18 protein-coding genes are annotated in these 16,461 nt (G+C 36.2%); 15 read left to right on the plus strand and 3 right to left on the minus strand.

The genetic code is table 11. The features are described 5' to 3' along the window. Positions 1-117: 117 nt before the first annotated feature. Positions 118-1,410: an aminopeptidase P family protein gene (locus L1I30_RS02350; RefSeq protein WP_236132643.1), complete on the plus strand. Its 1,293-nt coding sequence runs from the start codon at positions 118-120 to the stop codon at positions 1,408-1,410. A gap of 72 nt (positions 1,411-1,482) precedes the next feature. Here the strand turns inward: L1I30_RS02350 and brnQ are convergent, their stop codons facing one another. Then, positions 1,483-2,772, minus strand: coding sequence for a branched-chain amino acid transport system II carrier protein (brnQ, locus tag L1I30_RS02355; RefSeq protein WP_236132644.1), 1,290 nt, complete (start codon positions 2,770-2,772; stop codon positions 1,483-1,485). Between the two features lie 34 nt (positions 2,773-2,806). Between brnQ and L1I30_RS02360 the strand changes: the two genes are divergently transcribed. Both L1I30_RS02360 and L1I30_RS02365 read left to right on the plus strand, forming a co-directional pair. Then, positions 2,807-3,577 (plus strand): alpha/beta fold hydrolase, encoded by a 771-nt coding sequence (locus L1I30_RS02360; RefSeq protein ID WP_236132645.1) that lies wholly within the window; start codon positions 2,807-2,809, stop codon positions 3,575-3,577. Between the two features lie 71 nt (positions 3,578-3,648). Then, positions 3,649-3,900, plus strand: coding sequence for a DUF1660 family phage protein (locus L1I30_RS02365; protein ID WP_236132646.1), 252 nt, complete (start codon positions 3,649-3,651; stop codon positions 3,898-3,900). Here the strand turns inward: L1I30_RS02365 and thiL are convergent. After that, a complete protein-coding gene (thiL, locus tag L1I30_RS02370; RefSeq protein ID WP_236132647.1) occupies positions 3,897-4,952 on the minus strand; it encodes a thiamine-phosphate kinase in 1,056 nt (351 codons plus the stop codon). The genes L1I30_RS02365 and thiL overlap by 4 nt on opposite strands. 262 nt (positions 4,953-5,214) lie before the next feature. On the opposite strand from thiL, the gene L1I30_RS02375 reads away from it, so the two are divergent. From L1I30_RS02375 to hflX, 12 genes are all read left to right on the plus strand, one after another. Further along, positions 5,215-5,544: a HesB/IscA family protein gene (locus L1I30_RS02375; protein ID WP_236132648.1), complete on the plus strand. Its 330-nt coding sequence runs from the start codon at positions 5,215-5,217 to the stop codon at positions 5,542-5,544. A 51-nt stretch (positions 5,545-5,595) separates the two neighbouring features. After that, entirely contained in the window at positions 5,596-7,041 is a 1,446-nt protein-coding gene (gene sufB, locus L1I30_RS02380; RefSeq protein ID WP_236132649.1) for a Fe-S cluster assembly protein SufB, read from the plus strand. Further along, entirely contained in the window at positions 7,041-7,427 is a 387-nt protein-coding gene (locus L1I30_RS02385; protein ID WP_236132650.1) for a hypothetical protein, read from the plus strand. Before sufB ends, L1I30_RS02385 begins: the two co-directional genes overlap by 1 nt. Before the next feature lie 36 nt (positions 7,428-7,463). Beyond that, a complete protein-coding gene (gene sufC, locus L1I30_RS02390) occupies positions 7,464-8,213 on the plus strand; it encodes a Fe-S cluster assembly ATPase SufC (RefSeq protein WP_236132651.1) in 750 nt (249 codons plus the stop codon). A gap of 61 nt (positions 8,214-8,274) precedes the next feature. Beyond that, positions 8,275-9,588: a Fe-S cluster assembly protein SufD gene (gene sufD, locus L1I30_RS02395; RefSeq protein WP_236132652.1), complete on the plus strand. Its 1,314-nt coding sequence runs from the start codon at positions 8,275-8,277 to the stop codon at positions 9,586-9,588. A 33-nt stretch (positions 9,589-9,621) separates the two neighbouring features. After that, positions 9,622-10,860, plus strand: coding sequence for an aminotransferase class V-fold PLP-dependent enzyme (locus L1I30_RS02400; RefSeq protein ID WP_236132653.1), 1,239 nt, complete (start codon positions 9,622-9,624; stop codon positions 10,858-10,860). Between the two features lie 93 nt (positions 10,861-10,953). After that, positions 10,954-11,388: a hypothetical protein gene (locus L1I30_RS02405; RefSeq protein WP_236132654.1), complete on the plus strand. Its 435-nt coding sequence runs from the start codon at positions 10,954-10,956 to the stop codon at positions 11,386-11,388. Between the two features lie 39 nt (positions 11,389-11,427). After that, a complete protein-coding gene (locus tag L1I30_RS02410) occupies positions 11,428-11,850 on the plus strand; it encodes a SufE family protein (RefSeq protein WP_236132655.1) in 423 nt (140 codons plus the stop codon). 2 nt (positions 11,851-11,852) lie between these two features. Further along, entirely contained in the window at positions 11,853-12,176 is a 324-nt protein-coding gene (locus L1I30_RS02415) for an SUF system Fe-S cluster assembly protein (RefSeq protein ID WP_236132656.1), read from the plus strand. 32 nt (positions 12,177-12,208) lie between these two features. Next, complete coding sequence (locus L1I30_RS02420) at positions 12,209-12,721, plus strand: DUF2480 family protein (protein WP_236132657.1); 513 nt, start codon at positions 12,209-12,211, stop codon at positions 12,719-12,721. A 12-nt stretch (positions 12,722-12,733) separates the two neighbouring features. Next, positions 12,734-13,639 (plus strand): DUF3078 domain-containing protein, encoded by a 906-nt coding sequence (locus L1I30_RS02425; RefSeq protein WP_236132658.1) that lies wholly within the window; start codon positions 12,734-12,736, stop codon positions 13,637-13,639. A gap of 147 nt (positions 13,640-13,786) precedes the next feature. Next, positions 13,787-15,007 carry a GTPase HflX gene (hflX, locus tag L1I30_RS02430; protein ID WP_236132659.1) on the plus strand — a complete coding sequence of 407 codons (1,221 nt, stop codon included), beginning with the start codon at positions 13,787-13,789 and terminating at the stop codon, positions 15,005-15,007. Between the two features lie 53 nt (positions 15,008-15,060). Here the strand turns inward: hflX and L1I30_RS02435 are convergent, their stop codons facing one another. Then, positions 15,061-16,452 carry a DUF5689 domain-containing protein gene (locus L1I30_RS02435; RefSeq protein WP_236132660.1) on the minus strand — a complete coding sequence of 464 codons (1,392 nt, stop codon included), beginning with the start codon at positions 16,450-16,452 and terminating at the stop codon, positions 15,061-15,063. Positions 16,453-16,461 lie beyond the last annotated feature (9 nt).

The following is a 16,461-nucleotide window of genomic DNA, read 5'->3' on the forward strand; positions in this document are numbered from 1 at the left end:
AATCTAAAATTTTTTAAACATAGTTTAACAGGATTTGAATATAGTCTCTTTAATTTTATGCCCGGTTTTCACTTTTAAAGTGGAAACTTCACGAAATTCTAATTTTTAAAGTACAGTATGAAATACGATCCAATCGACAAAAGTCTGTTTGTAAAGAACCGTAAAAATTTTATGGCCCAAATGAAGCCTAAAAGTTTAGCCGTTTTCAATTCAAATGATGTCTATCCTATTAGCGCAGATAGCACCATGCCTTTTCAACAAGCTCGTGATATTTTCTACCTTTCGGGCGTAGACCAAGACAAAAGTATATTGGTACTATTTCCGGATGCTCCTCATGAAAAACACAGAGAGATTTTATTTCTAACTGAAACCAATGATCACATTGCTGTTTGGGAAGGTGAAAAACTCACAAAAGAAAAAGCATACGACACCAGTGGAATAAAAACAGTATACTGGTTAAAGGATTTCGAAAAGATATTCTTTGAAGTAATGACCCAATGTGAGACCGTTTATTTCAACACTAACGAACATTACAGAGCAGCTATTGAAACTGAAACCCGAGAAGCCAGATTTGTAGAATGGTGTAAAAAACAATATCCCGCACATCAGGTCGCCAAAAGCAACCCTATTTTGCAAAGATTGAGATCCGTAAAAGATCCTCTTGAGCTGGAATTGATGCAAAAAGCCTGTAATATCACTGAAAAGGCCTTCAGAAGAACCTTGGATTTTGTAAAACCCGGGGTTTGGGAATATCAAATTGAGGCTGAATATATGCATGAATTTTTGAACAATCGCTCCAAAGGATTTGCCTACACACCAATTATTGCTAGTGGAAATAACGCGAACGTGCTTCACTATATAGAGAACAATCAGCAATGTAAAGCCGGAGATCTAATTCTATTAGATACCGGAGCTGAATATGCGAATTATTCTAGCGATATGACTCGTACTATCCCTGTATCAGGAACCTTTACAAAAAGACAAAAAGAGGTTTATAATGCAGTGAACAGAGTGAAAAATGAGGCTCAAAAAATGTTAGTCCCAGGAACTATCTGGGCCGACTATCATGTTGAAGTTGGTAAGTTAATGACCTCAGAATTACTAGGCTTAGGATTGCTAGATAAAGCCGATGTGAAGAATGAAGATCCAGACTGGCCGGCCTATAAGAAATATTTCATGCACGGTACTTCTCACCATATTGGTCTAGATACACATGACTATGGAATTCTAACCGAACCTATGCAGGCAAATCAAGTATTTACTGTAGAGCCTGGAATTTATATTCCTGCGGAAGGATTTGGAATTAGACTGGAAGATGATCTGGTAATCCAGGAAAAAGGAGAACCTTTTAACTTAATGGGGAACATTCCTATTGAAGCAGAAGAAATCGAAGATTTGATGAATTCATAGTTTTCAAAGAGTAATTTTAAAAGCTCCATTCTTCAGAATAACACTGAAGGATGGAGCTTTTATTTTTTTTCACTAAGCTGTAGCCTTAGTAATGTTACTATTGTTTGTTTCCCAAAAATAAGAAATCCAAAAACTAAGAAAAGCAGGGATCACCCATCCCAATCCATAGGCGCTTAATGGAATATAAGTCTGCAAGTTTTCATAAACTCCTTCCTCTAAAATATACTTCAGGGCATCCGGTAAACTAAAAATAATGGTCGCTACTACTGTAGCTATCATAATTTTTCTGGTACGTAACTTAGCCGGCATCACATTCAATAAAATCAATACAATAGTGAGTGGGTAAATAAGTAAAAGTATGGGTAGGGCGATATTTATAATCGCATCTACAGAAAGTGCCCCCATTACTACTCCAAGTATACAAGTAAGACTTACCGTTACAGGGTACACCCAGGTATTATGTATTCTCTCGGTTATAAAATCGGCTATCCCCGTAACAATTCCTACAGCGGTAGTAAAACACGCCAAAGCAACCAAAATTGCAAGACTTATCTTCCCCCAAGCCCCGACACTTAAAAAACTAATCCCGGAAAGCAATTCTGTTCGAGTAACATCAGGAGCAAACTCAGCATTTACTAAGGCACCGTTATATATAAGACCACCATAGATAAGGAATAAACTTAATCCTGCAAGAATAGCGGCAGAAGTTATTAGCTGCCTGATCTCTGCCTCTTTTGTATACCCTTTCAACTTTACAGAAATAATAATTACTCCCCCTACAACTAAGGCCGCAATAGCATCGAAGGTTTGATAACCTTCAAAAAACCCAGATAACACAGGAGTTTCTCCTACAGGCTCTAACATAGGTGGATGAGAAGAGAAAATACCGTTCACCACGATTATCAGCAATAGTAGCAGAATGGCGGGCGTTAGAAATTTCCCAATGTTATTGATAACCGTTGAACGTTTTATCACAAAAATAAATACCAGGCCAAAATAAAGAATACTGGTAGTTAAAGCACTTATATCGAAATAGGGCGCAATGGCAATTTCATGAGTTACCGCGGCAGTTCTTGGGGCCGGTAATAAGGCACATATTAAATATATGATGATGCAAAATATAAGGCTGAATAATGGCGATATTTTCTTTGCGAAATCAAACATTCCTCCTTGTAGCCTTGCATGTGCAAAAATCCCCAACAAAGGCAATCCCACTCCGGAAATAACAAATCCCAATGCCACTAAATACCATTCTCTTCCAGCCGCAAACCCAATTAAAGGAGGTAGAATTAAATTTCCTGCACCAAAAAAAAGAGCGAATAAGGCAAAACCAACTACAAAAGCTTCTTTATTAAATTTCATTTTGCCGTTTCAATTTTTATAATATATTTCACAAATGACAATAACCTACAAGAATACTCCTGTATTTTATAGCACCAAAGGTACCGGAAATCCGCTGGTTTTATTACATGGTTTTTTAGAAAGCCATAAAATATGGCTCCCTTTTACAGATAAACTATCTAGCGAGCGACAAGTAATTCTAATCGATCTTCCCGGACACGGACAATCGGGAACTTTAAGCGATGTTCATAACATGGAGCTCATGGCAGAAGTGGTTAGGGAAGTATTAAATAATATAGGAATCTCAGAAGCAAGTATAGCAGGGCATTCGATGGGTGGATATGTGAGTTTGGCATTCTATGAAAAATTTCCTACTATGGTTAAAGCTCTTGCGCTTATCAACTCTACTTCCGAGGAAGATTCAGAAGAGAGGAAATTTAATAGAGATCGCGCTATTAGTTTAGTGCAAAAAAATAAACGAAGTTTTGTGAGCATGGCTATTTCGAACTTACTCACTAAAAAAAACGATCAAAAATTTAAAGGAGAACTAAATATCTTAAAAGAAGAAGGACAAAAACTTACAGAAAACAGCATAACCGCCGCGTTAAAAGGAATGAAAATTCGTACAAATAAAACCGAATTATTAGCTCAATTTAAGGGACAGAAAATTATTGTTGCCGGACAAAAAGACCCCGTAATGAGCTTTAATTCAGTGAAGCGTGTAGCTAAAAAAACGAATTCCACCTTGAAAACATTTCCTGACGGCCATTTATCTTTTATTGAAAATGAAGCAGATCTTCTGGAAATAATGCTTTTAATCGATTAAATAGTGGTTTTTGTCGGTTTTTTAACTTTTTTTTATAACTTTGAATTTAGAATAAAGAAAATCAACCCTTTATGAAGAAAAAAAACCAAAAATTATTTTCATTCGCAGAGGTGTATTGTAACCTTTTTGGCCACAAATTAAAAGTGTCTAAAAACGTTACAAATCATATTCATGAATATACATGCGAAAAATGCGGTATAGAAATGACCGATACCGCCAACGGCTTTTTAGCAAAGCTAACTCCTAAGTTTAAGGAGACCAACGATTATATTGCTAAGATCTATAAAAGAAGAAAGCAGAGGCGCTACGCAAATGCCACTTAGTCTTCTTCTCTATCCATTGCATTCCAACCCTTAGCAATAAGCGGAATTTTAGTATCTCCCCTTGTTATTAAGTGCATCCCTTCCCGCTCTTCTGTCATATAGCCAATAATACTGAAATTTGGATTTCCTTTAATTTTATCGAAATCTTCCTGAGCTACTGTAAACAATAATTCGTAGTCTTCACCACCACTTAGCGCAATAGTTGTACTATCTAGTTCAAACTCTTCACAGGCTGCAATAACGGCAGGATCTAAAGGTATTTTATTTTCATATAAATTAACTCCTACCTTCGAATTTTTACAAATGTGAATAATTTCAGAAGATAAGCCATCGCTAATATCTATCATAGAAGTTGGTTTCACCTCTAATGATCTCAACAAAGGGCCAATATCCTTACGAGCTTCCGGTTTCAATTGGCGCTCAATTAAATAAGTGTATTGATCAAGATCTGGCTGAGAATTAGGGTTCACTTTAAAAACCTCTTTTTCACGCTCTAAGATTTGCAAGCCCATATATGAAGCTCCCAAATCTCCTGTAACCACCAAGAGATCGTTAGGTTTTGCCCCACTTCTATAAACCACATCTTCTTTTTTAGCCTTTCCTAATGCTGTAACACTAATAAGCAAACCTTTTGTAGAGGAAGTAGTATCTCCTCCAACCACATCTACATTATATATCTTTGCAGCTAGCTCTATTCCGGCGTACAACTCTTCCAGTGCTTCTACCGGGAATCTGTTAGAACAGGCTATTCCAATGGTAATTTGCGTAGCCTCTCCATTCATGGCATATACATCAGAAAGGTTTACCATTACCGCCTTATACCCCAAATGCTTGAGTGGCATATAGGCCAAATCAAAATGCACCCCTTCTACGAGCAAATCGGTGGTGACAAGTGTTTCGTATCCATTGAAATCAAGTACCGCCGCATCGTCTCCAATACTTTTAACAGTCGATTTCAATTTGGGGGCTAAATTCTTGGTAAGTAAATCAATGAGTCCAAATTCTCCCAATTCTGAAAGGTTTGTTCTGCTTTGCTGACTATCTTCTAACATGAAAATTGGTTTTAAAGCGCAAAAATAAATGAATATTCTTGCAACAAGGTCAATTTTAATAGGTTTTATGAATTTTAAAATATTTCTACAGTAAGCCTTATCCTGCTAATCTTTAAGAAATAGCACCTACATGGGCACTACGAGAGACTTTAAATTCCATTGGATAAACCTATAATCACATACGCAAAACAAATGTTACAGATATGGTAAACCGCTTGTTTTGTAGTATATTTGCACAAAATTAAGACTAATCTTTTTAGCTATGATAAAGGTAAGCGAAGACGCAAAAAAAAGGATTGCACTGTTAATGTCCGATGAGGGATACAATGCAACGACCGATTACGTGCGTGTAGGAGTGAAAAGTGGCGGATGTTCGGGATTGTCGTACGAATTGAAATTTGATAAAAATCAGACAGAGAGCGATAAGATGTTTGAAGACAATGAGGTAAAGATCGTTGTCGACAAAAAAAGTGTGCTCTATCTGGCTGGTACTATCCTCGAATATTCTGGCGGCTTAAATGGCAAGGGATTTGTATTTAACAATCCCAATGCGCAACGCACTTGTGGTTGTGGTGAAAGTTTTTCACTATAAATCAATATTTTGTCCGAAGCAATTCGGAAAATTCATTTAGAAATTACAATAATGGCATATACTGAAGACGATTTAAAGAAAGAGCTCGAAACGAAAGAATATGAATACGGATTTTATACAGATATTGAATCTGATACTTTCCCCGTAGGATTAAATGAAGATATCGTTCGCGCAATTTCAAAAAAGAAAGAAGAACCGGAATGGATGACCGAGTGGCGACTGGAAGCATATCGCGCCTGGGAGAAAATGATAGAACCGGAATGGGCAAATGTGCACTATACTAAGCCCGATTTTCAAAACATTTCTTATTATTCTGCTCCTAATAAAAAACCTAAATATGAAAGTTTAGACGAGGTAGACCCTGAATTGAGAGCTACTTTTGAAAAGCTGGGTATTTCTCTGGACGAGCAAAAAGCCTTAGCAGGTGTTGCTGTAGATATTGTTATGGACTCTGTTTCTGTAGCAACTACCTTCAAAAAGACCCTTGCAGAAAAAGGAATTATCTTTTGCTCCATTTCTGAAGCAATTAAAGAACACCCCGAGCTTGTAAAGAAATATATAGGATCGGTCGTTCCTAAAAAAGACAATTTCTATGCGGCGCTTAATTCTGCTGTATTTAGTGATGGTTCTTTTTGTTACATACCTAAAGGCGTACGCTGCCCTATGGAACTCTCTACGTATTTCAGAATTAATCAGGCCGGGACGGGGCAATTTGAAAGAACGTTGGTGATCGCCGATGAAGGAAGCTATGTAAGTTACCTTGAAGGATGTACCGCACCATCTAGAGATGAGAATCAATTACACGCAGCGGTTGTCGAGCTTATTGCTTTAGACGATGCTGAAATAAAATACTCTACAGTTCAAAACTGGTTTCCAGGAAACAAAGAAGGAAAAGGTGGAGTTTACAACTTTGTAACAAAACGTGGAATTTGCGAAAAGAATGCAAAGATCTCCTGGACACAAGTTGAAACAGGATCGGCCGTAACATGGAAATATCCTTCTTGTATCTTAAAAGGGGATAATTCTATTGGAGAATTCTATTCTATTGCCGTTACCAATAACTTTCAGCAGGCAGATACCGGAACAAAAATGATTCACTTAGGTAAGAACACCAAAAGTACCATTATATCTAAAGGTATATCTGCAGGAAAATCTCAAAACTCATATAGAGGTTTGGTTCAAATAAATAGTAGAGCTGAAAATGCTCGAAATTTCTCTCAGTGTGATTCTTTACTTATGGGAAATAAATGCGGAGCACATACTTTCCCGTATATAGAGGTGAAAAATAAATCGGCACAGGTAGAGCATGAAGCTACTACCAGCAAGATTGGAGAAGACCAAATTTTTTATTGTAACCAGAGAGGAATTGATACCGAAAAAGCAATTGCATTAATTGTAAATGGTTTCAGTAAAGACGTATTGAACAAGCTGCCTATGGAATTTGCGGTAGAAGCTCAAAAATTATTGGAAATCTCTCTTGAAGGTTCTGTTGGATAATGAAAAGGATTTTTTTCATACTTGCTCTGGCACTAGCATTTGTTGCCTGTGAAGAAACTAGGGAAAAACCTGTAGAATTGGTAAAACAACCTACGGAGGCCGATAGCATTAAAAGCTATCAGGGGAATTATATTGCCGTGGGAGAAGAAGCTGTCTTCAAGGGAAATCAATTCGTTTATCAGGTAAAGATGGACTCTTTAGCTAAGCAGTTAAAGCGCTCTATGGAAAATTATAAACTTGACAACGAATACACACTCCCAATAAGTATAAAAGGAAAAGTGACTGATAACCCTAGCAATACAGGGTTTTCAGAAATTATAGAAATAAAAGAAGTTCTGGATGTTCTTGCAAAGAAACGTCCGGAAAATATAGAAACGAAGAATTAAACTATCTGGGGAATCTCAGATGCATACCAAATTAATATGCTTAAAATAACTAATTTACACGCAAACATAGAAGACAAAGAAATTCTTAAAGGGATCAATCTTGAAATCAACCCTGGAGAAGTTCATGCTATTATGGGACCTAACGGTTCTGGTAAAAGTACATTGTCTTCGGTAATCGCAGGGAAGGAAGAATACGAAATGACTGAAGGGGAAATCATCTTTGAAGGTGGAGACCTTACAGAATTAGATCCTGAAGAGCGTTCTCACAAAGGTATTTTCTTATCATTCCAGTATCCTGTTGAGATTCCAGGTGTTTCGGTAACAAATTTTATGAAAGCATCGCTTAATGCACATAGAAAAGCGAATGGACAAGAAGATATGCCGGCCAACGAAATGCTGAAAATGATTCGTGAGAAATCAGAATTACTTGAAATGGATCGTAAATTTTTATCTCGTTCTCTTAATCAAGGATTTTCAGGAGGGGAGAAAAAACGTAATGAGATTTTTCAAATGGCAATGCTAAACCCCAAATTAGCAATTCTTGATGAAACCGATTCAGGTTTGGATATCGATGCCCTTAAAATTGTTGCTAATGGCGTTAATAAATTAAAAAGCAAGGATAATGCTGTATTAGTGATAACACATTACCAACGCTTACTTGACTATATAGTACCAGATTTTGTACATGTAATGTTAGATGGAAAGATAGTAAAATCTGGAACTAAAGAATTGGCGTACGAGCTGGAAGAAAGAGGTTACGATTGGATAAAACAGGAACAACTTTAAGAGCTAGACCACTAATTCTTACAACCTGTTTACCAACTATTCTCAACATGAAATTGAAACAATGGAACTAAAAGATAAATTAATATCCTCCTTTTTAGCTTTTGAAGAAGCTTTTGATGTGGATTCAGACATACACGAAGTAAGAAGTAACGCCATAAAGGAGTTTGAAAGCCTTGGTTTTCCTAGTAAAAAGGAAGAAGACTGGAAGTACACTTCTTTGAATACGGTTTTAAAGCACGATTATAGTGTCTTTCCTAAAAAAGAAGACGCCCTAGAATATCGTGACATCAAGAAATATCTTATTCACGATATAGATACCTATAAACTTGTTTTTATAGACGGGATCTATTCTTCACATCTTTCAGAAACTACACACGACAAGATAGATGTTTGTTTAATGTCTTCAGCTTTAAGCAAGTCAAAATACAAACCTATTATAGATGCTTATTTTAATAAAATAGTGCCAAAAAATGGGTTGAATTCCCTGAACACTGCTTTTTCAAAAGAAGGGGCATTTATTCATATCCATAAAAATAAGCTGGCAGATAAACCAATTCAAATTGTCAATTTCTCTACCGGGAACGAATCTGCATTAATGGTGCAGCCTCGTAACCTAATTGTTGTAGACGAGAACTCTCAAGCTCAGATCATTGAACGGCATCAAAGTTTGACAGATCATCCTGTGTTTACCAATTCGGTAACAGAGATCTTTGCAGGAAAACGTGCTATTGTAGATTATTACAAGATACAGAATGACAGAGCTTCAGCTTCACTAATAGACAACACTTTTGTTGAACAGCAAGAAGAAAGCGTTTGTTCTATGCATACTTTTTCTTTTGGAGGGAAATTAACAAGAAATAATCTTAATTTCTACCAGCGTGGAGAACGATGCGATTCAACCATGAAAGGGATTACAATTATTGAAGATAAACAACACGTCGATCACAATACCTTGGTGCATCACATCTTCCCTAATTGCGAGAGTCACCAGGATTATAAAGGTATTTTTGATGAGAATTCTACAGGAGTTTTCAACGGGAAAGTACTGGTTGAAAAAGAAGCCCAGAAGATCAACGCATTTCAATCTAATAATAACATTTTGTTAGACGATAAGGCTACCATCAATTCAAAACCGCAATTAGAAATTTTTGCTGATGATGTTAAATGTAGTCATGGTTGTACTATTGGTCAGTTAGATGAAGAGTCTTTATTCTACCTTCGAGCAAGAGGAATTCCTTTAAAAGAAGCCAGAGCTTTATTAATGTATGCTTTTGCAAACAACGTTTTGGAAAGTGTAAGAATCCCTGAACTTAAAAAGAGAATTACCTCTCAAATAGCATTAAAATTAGGAGTTAGTCTAGGTTTCGACCTTTAATAACAAGCATAAAAGCTCACTAAGATAAGAAGTATGAAAGTTGCCGCAGAAAACCTAGCACTTAATATAGAGAATATCCGTAATGATTTTCCTATCCTAAAAAGGAAGGTGAATGGATATCCTTTGGTGTATTTTGATAATGCTGCGACTTCTCAAACTCCTCAACAGGTAATAGATGCCATTGTAGATTATTATTCCAACTACAACGCAAACATCCATAGAGGTGTACATACTTTATCTCAGGAAGCTACCGATAAATATGAAGCAGCGAGAAAGACAGTGCAAACTCATTTCAACGCTGCAAAGTCGCATGAAATAATTTTTACTTCAGGAACTACCCACGGAATTAATCTTGTGGCCAGTGGATTTGCATCACTTTTAGAAGAAGGAGATGAAGTTATAGTTTCTGCCCTAGAGCATCATTCCAACATCGTTCCTTGGCAAATGCTTTGTGAAAAAACAGGAGCTTTGTTGAAAGTAATTCCAATGAATAATGAAGGGGAATTAGTGGTGGATAAATTTCAACAACTACTTTCAAACAAGACAAAAGTTGTTTTTTTAAATCACGTGTCCAATGCTTTAGGAACTATTAATCCCATTGAAAAAATTATAACTGAGGCTCATAAAGTTGGAGCTGCAGTATTAATTGATGGTGCACAGGCTGCACCACATATTAAAGCCGATGTTCAAGCTTTAGATGTTGATTTTTACGTAGCATCTGCTCATAAGATGTGTGGACCAACCGGAGTTGGGGTTTTATATGGAAAAGAAGAGTGGTTGAACAAATTACCTCCATATCAGGGTGGCGGGGAAATGATTGCAACAGTAAGCTTTGAAAAAACCACTTATGCCGATCTGCCTCATAAATTTGAAGCTGGAACTCCCAATATTTGTGGAGGTATTGCTTTTGGTGTTGCACTCGATTATATGAATGCTATTGGATTTGATAAAATAGCATCCTATGAAGAGGAATTGCTACATTATGGGACAGAAAAACTTCTGAAAATCGAAGGGTTGAAAATCTACGGAACGTCTACTAAGAAAACTGCTGTAATCTCCTTCAACATTGAAGGAATACATCCTTACGACATAGGTACTATAGTAGACAAATTAGGAATTGCCGTGCGAACAGGGCATCATTGTGCGCAGCCAATTATGGATTTTTATAAGATCCCGGGTACTGTACGTGCTTCATTTTTATTTTATAATACCAAAGAAGAAATTGACTTACTTGTAGAAGCCGTAAAACGCGCTAAATCTATGCTGCAATAGTAAGACTACCAATATTTACCTTTATTGAAAATGCGCCTATACTGTTTAGGTGCATTTTTTTGTAGTATCTTAATTGTTATAATTTTAAAAGCTATGAAATATATTTTCCTCACCTTATTTACAACTATGAGCATTTTGGCTTGTTCTTCCTTAAAAAACGAACAGGTTAACGACTATGTTATAACCTACAATGCTTATTCTAGAGGGTTTTCTAGCACTTATATAATTGATAAAAATCAAATTACAGTTAAAAACGGCAGGGATGACGATCAGGTAAAATCAAGTGTGATTTCATCTGCGGAAAGAAAAAAATTGGATTTAATTTTAAAATCAATAAATTTATCACAACTAAATGACTACCAACCTCCTAGCGAAGAAAGAACAAGAGACGCAGCACCACACGCCGATCTAAGTATTCAATTTAAAGGCAAGACTTATACATCTCAAACTTTCGATCATGGAAATCCCCCATTACAAATAGAAGCATTGACTAAGACTATAATAAGATTGGCGGAAACTGTTGAATAGCACTTCCTGTTATTGTACTTTTGCATAAAATATATAGCAATGAATATAAAAGAAATTCAGCAAGATATAATTGAAGAATTCTCCATGTTTGATGACTGGATGCAGCGCTATGAATATATGATAGAGCTTGGGAAATCTTTGCCGCTAATAGATGAAAAATACAAAGTTGATGAAAATTTGATAAAAGGTTGCCAAAGCAAGGTATGGGTACATGCAGAGCTGGAAGGCGATAAGTTGGTTTTTACCGCTGATAGTGATGCCATTATAACCAAAGGTATTGTAGCAATTCTTATTCGTGCATTTTCAAATCAGCATCCATCTGATATTCTCGAGGCTGACACACAGTTTATTGATGAAATTGGCTTAAAAGAACATCTTTCCCCTACCAGAGCAAATGGATTGGTGAGCATGATCAAACAACTAAAAATGTATGCAATTGCATACCAAACACAATTAGATTAATAATGGAAGAAGAAATAAACACACAGGAATTAGGTGAGAAAATTGTAAGGGTATTAAAGACCATTTACGACCCTGAAATCCCTGTAGATATATATGAGCTAGGTCTTATTTACGATGTCATGGTTAACACCGATTATGATGTAAAGATTCTTATGACCTTAACTACTCCAAACTGCCCAGTAGCAGAAACTTTACCTAGAGAAGTAGAGGAAAAAGTAAAATCTCTAGATACAGTGAAAGATTGTGAGGTCGAAATAACTTTCGATCCGCCATGGACACAGGAGTTAATGAGTGAAGAAGCTAAGTTGGAATTAGGACTGTTATAATCCTTTAGCATAAGAATATAATTATTTGAAATATGTCTACTGAAATTATTAATCGCGTAGCGAATAGCAAACTAGTTACTTTTGATCTGGAAGATTATTATCCTATCGGCAACAGAGTACTCTTTGATATTAAAGACTGGCTTTTGGAAGGTTTTGTGCTTAAAGAAATTTCTTTTAGAGAACAGGCTAAGGAGCATGACTGGAACCAATATCAGGATAGCTACGTAGCACTTACCTGCTCTACCGATGCAATAATTCCGGCATGGGCATATATGCTTTTGGCTACCTACCTGCAGCCATTTGCTAAAAAAGTTGTTACCGGCGATTTAGAAATACTAGATACCATTCTTTATACAGAAATTATCCAGAACCTGGATATTACTAATCTTACTGGAAAACCTGTAATTATTAAAGGTTGTTCTAATAAACCGGTTCCTAAGAATGCCTATTTACTTTTAATCGAAAGGCTGCAACCCGTGGCAAAAAGTCTTCTTTATGGAGAAGCCTGTTCCTCGGTGCCACTTTTCAAGCAAAAACAATCCTAACAACCTAACAAAATGAAAAAACTAGTACTATTATTAGCTGTTCTTTTTGCCGCAAACCTAGTTTCAGCACAGGAAGAAGAAAAAAAAGAAGACGAAGTACCACCAAACGGATGGTCTAAAACAGGAACTATTCAACTTTTATTCAATCAATCTTCATTCAATAATGAGTGGATTGGGGGAGGAACTTCAAGCATCGCAGGTAATCTTACCCTAAATTATGATTTCAACTATAGAATGGATGATTTCACATGGGACAATAAAATACTTGCCAACTATGGTCTTACTAAATTAAAAGGAGATGATTACGCTAGAAAAACAAGTGATCGTTTGGAATTCAATTCTATCGCAGGAAAGCAATTACCAAATTCCAACTGGTATTACTCTTATTTTTTAAATTTCAGAACTCAGTTCACTAAAGGTTATGTGTATAGTGAAGATGCTGAGACCGGGGAAACCATTAGAACCGAAACCACACACTTTTTATCTCCGGGATACCTGCAAACAGGACCGGGCATGATGTGGAAGAAGAATGAGAATTTGTATGTTAATATAGCACCTGCAACAGCAAGATTAATATTTGTAGACAGCGATTTCACTTCTACTCCGGGATATGTTGATGGTCAATATTTTGGTGTAGACCAAGGAAAATCTACAAGATTTGAATTTGGAGCATCTGTTAGTGCATTCGCAAAATATGAAATTCTAGAAAACGTAGTTATGGAACATTCTCTTGGATTGTATTCTAACTATTTAGACAAACCGGGCAATATAGATATCGATTATTTGATGAACCTTCAATTGGGAATCAACAAATACATATCTGCCAACTTATTATTTCAAGCTATTTACGACGATAATGCCGTTGCTGCATTTCAAATTAGAGAAGTATTTGGTCTTGGTTTAAACTATAACTTCTAACAGGATTTAGCATTATAGCTATATTTTTTAAAAGTCCGGAGCAGTTTGCATCGGACTTTTTTTATTCCCTTTTTTAAGGAGTTAAATTTTTGTTGAATTTCAATAACTTAAAATCGGTATTGCATACTATTGTGTAACTTTGCTTCTATGATAGAAAAGACTGACTTAACATACGAGAAGGCTGTTTTAATAGGGATTGTTACCAGAGAGCAGGATGAAGATAAATTGAATGAATATTTAGACGAACTCGAATTTCTTACCTATACCGCCGGAGGGGAAGTATTAAAACGCTTCACTCAAAAAATGGATAAGCCTAATCCAAAAACATTTATTGGAACAGGTAAAATTAATGATGTAAAGGAATTTATAGAAGTTAATGAAGTGGGAACGGCCATATTTGATGATGAGCTAACTCCTGCACAGCAAAAGAATATTGAAAAAATACTAAACTGTAAGGTTCTGGATAGAACCAACCTTATATTAGATATCTTTGCTCAGCGCGCGCAGACCAGTAATGCAAGAACACAGGTAGAACTCGCTCAATATCAATATTTATTACCTCGCCTTGCCGGAATGTGGACACACTTAGAGCGCCAGCGTGGAGGTATAGGTATGCGTGGTCCAGGGGAAACAGAAATTGAAACTGACCGCCGAATAGTACGCGATAAGATCTCCCTTCTGAAGAAAAAAATTGAGACCATAGATAAACAAATGGGTGTTCAGCGTGGAAATCGCGGACAACTCATTCGTGTTGCTTTAGTAGGTTATACCAACGTAGGAAAATCTACTTTGATGAACGTGATTAGCAAAAGTGAAGTTTTCGCCGAAAATAAACTATTTGCAACTTTAGATACTACCGTTAGAAAGGTAGTTATAAGAAACTTACCTTTCCTTCTTACCGATACAGTAGGATTTATTAGAAAACTCCCTACACAATTGGTAGAGTCTTTTAAATCTACTTTAGATGAAGTTAGAGAAGCAGATTTGCTGTTGCACGTGGTAGATATTTCTCATCCCAACTTTGAAGAACATATTGCTTCTGTTAATCAAACTCTGGCCGATATTAAGAGCGCAGATAAACCTACTATTATGGTTTTCAATAAAATTGATGCTTTTCAGGAAGAAAAGATCGATGAAGATGACCTGGTAACTGAAAAAACTGAAGTCCATTATTCTCTGGAAGATTGGAAGCAGACTTGGATGAACCGAATGGGTGATGACGTATTATTCATTTCTGCATTGAATAAAGACAATATGGAAGAGTTCAGAAAAAAAGTTTATGAGAAAGTAAGAGGAATACATGTAACTCGCTTTCCCTATAACAACTTCTTGTATCATGAATATGACGAACAGGGAGAAGAAGAGTAGCATTTTTTAATCTTAAGTTAAAGCCCTCAGGAATTCAATTCACTGAGGGTTTTTTAGTTTCCGGTTATTCTAATATTATCTATATCGTAGGTAGTAGTTTTATCTGGCACGGCTCCTAAATATTTAAAAGCAATATTTACCTTTCCTGTTAAACAAGAAATATCTAATATAGATTTTTTAAAACTAACACCATACTGGCTTGCTGGGCCTACAGGAATATTCGCCTCGAGAGTTTGCCAATTGGTAGTTAAGGGATTCCCGGTAAAATCTGTAGTTACTAGAACACTGAGTATTGTAGCATTGTCATAAGACGCCTTGATCTCGAAGGAGAGCACTTCTTGCGTACTGGTGTCGAGATTTACTGCTGGAGTTATAAGCCAGGCCTCCAATGGATTTTCTCCTGTATTGTAAGCAGAGATTCTAATAAATCGATTTCCATTTAAAATTCCATCTTCAAAACGTTCATTTCCTCCATTTATATTCACATTTGTCCATCCCCTGCCATCTAAAATATTCTCATTACTAATCCCTACAAAGTCTTCTTCAAATAGCTGCTTACTGCCTTGTAGAATATTACTACCACAATTTAAAAAAACCGGATCACAGCGGTCGTTTTCCATAAATTCTAGATCTTCAGGAGTATTTAAAACAATCACATAATGATCATCATAAAAATTTCGAGTAAGAACACCATTTAAGTTACCTGAAAATTGCGGCAGTAAGAGCGATTTAAAATCAGAATAAGTGCTGGTACTCAACATTACTGCTGAAGAACTTAAACAACTCTCCAATTGTCTTTCTCCGTCATACTGATCGGTAACCTCAGCAGCAAAAGTGTAACGTTGCTCTTCTCTAATAAGATTCCTGTTGAACTGCACATCCTCTAACCGGATATAAATATTCTTATAGGTTTCATTGAAATCAACTATATCTATTTGGAGGGGTTTGATCTCTGCTTTTTCGAGTGATCGAATAAGATGTTCATCAATTAAAGATTGCGGGATTACAACTACTTCCCCTCTATTTTGAATACCCAATTGATGACTGCCATTGTTATACCCTAAACTTAAACCATCTAATTTCACATACACTTTCCTTCCAAATTCATAAAAATCGGAAAGTGAAGAATCATCGATCAAAATTTGAATCCCTGAGCTTGGGTTTTCGGGTTTGTCCTGCAAGATCAGTTTCTTGTAAAAATTTCCTGCTTCATCGCTCGAGACAACATATCCTACAATATAGGTATCGGTATTTTGAAAAGTATAGATATCTCCTATTAAAGGTTTATAATTTCCTTTAATAGCAGAAATACTTGAGATCACTCCGTCAAAATCATCTTCCGGTACTTCTGGAGTTGGAATCTCAAAATCATCTGTATTAACACACGAAATAAGTGTGAATATAATTGAGATTAATAGCCCTCTAAAAAAGAAAATTGCTTTCATATTAAAATA

Origin of the sequence: Gillisia lutea, assembly GCF_021568705.1 — a bacterium.
Lineage (GTDB): Bacteria > Bacteroidota > Bacteroidia > Flavobacteriales > Flavobacteriaceae > Gillisia > Gillisia lutea.

Coding starts and splice junctions, on each gene's coding strand:
- L1I30_RS02350 (WP_236132643.1), top strand. CDS start 118: ATGAAATACGATCCAATCGACAAAAGTCTGTTTGTAAAGAACCGTAAA.
- brnQ (WP_236132644.1), bottom strand. CDS start 2,772: ATGAAATTTAATAAAGAAGCTTTTGTAGTTGGTTTTGCCTTATTCGCT.
- L1I30_RS02360 (WP_236132645.1), top strand. CDS start 2,807: ATGACAATAACCTACAAGAATACTCCTGTATTTTATAGCACCAAAGGT.
- L1I30_RS02365 (WP_236132646.1), top strand. CDS start 3,649: ATGAAGAAAAAAAACCAAAAATTATTTTCATTCGCAGAGGTGTATTGT.
- thiL (WP_236132647.1), bottom strand. CDS start 4,952: ATGTTAGAAGATAGTCAGCAAAGCAGAACAAACCTTTCAGAATTGGGA.
- L1I30_RS02375 (WP_236132648.1), top strand. CDS start 5,215: ATGATAAAGGTAAGCGAAGACGCAAAAAAAAGGATTGCACTGTTAATG.
- sufB (WP_236132649.1), top strand. CDS start 5,596: ATGGCATATACTGAAGACGATTTAAAGAAAGAGCTCGAAACGAAAGAA.
- L1I30_RS02385 (WP_236132650.1), top strand. CDS start 7,041: ATGAAAAGGATTTTTTTCATACTTGCTCTGGCACTAGCATTTGTTGCC.
- sufC (WP_236132651.1), top strand. CDS start 7,464: ATGCTTAAAATAACTAATTTACACGCAAACATAGAAGACAAAGAAATT.
- sufD (WP_236132652.1), top strand. CDS start 8,275: ATGGAACTAAAAGATAAATTAATATCCTCCTTTTTAGCTTTTGAAGAA.
- L1I30_RS02400 (WP_236132653.1), top strand. CDS start 9,622: ATGAAAGTTGCCGCAGAAAACCTAGCACTTAATATAGAGAATATCCGT.
- L1I30_RS02405 (WP_236132654.1), top strand. CDS start 10,954: ATGAAATATATTTTCCTCACCTTATTTACAACTATGAGCATTTTGGCT.
- L1I30_RS02410 (WP_236132655.1), top strand. CDS start 11,428: ATGAATATAAAAGAAATTCAGCAAGATATAATTGAAGAATTCTCCATG.
- L1I30_RS02415 (WP_236132656.1), top strand. CDS start 11,853: ATGGAAGAAGAAATAAACACACAGGAATTAGGTGAGAAAATTGTAAGG.
- L1I30_RS02420 (WP_236132657.1), top strand. CDS start 12,209: ATGTCTACTGAAATTATTAATCGCGTAGCGAATAGCAAACTAGTTACT.
- L1I30_RS02425 (WP_236132658.1), top strand. CDS start 12,734: ATGAAAAAACTAGTACTATTATTAGCTGTTCTTTTTGCCGCAAACCTA.
- hflX (WP_236132659.1), top strand. CDS start 13,787: ATGATAGAAAAGACTGACTTAACATACGAGAAGGCTGTTTTAATAGGG.
- L1I30_RS02435 (WP_236132660.1), bottom strand. CDS start 16,452: ATGAAAGCAATTTTCTTTTTTAGAGGGCTATTAATCTCAATTATATTC.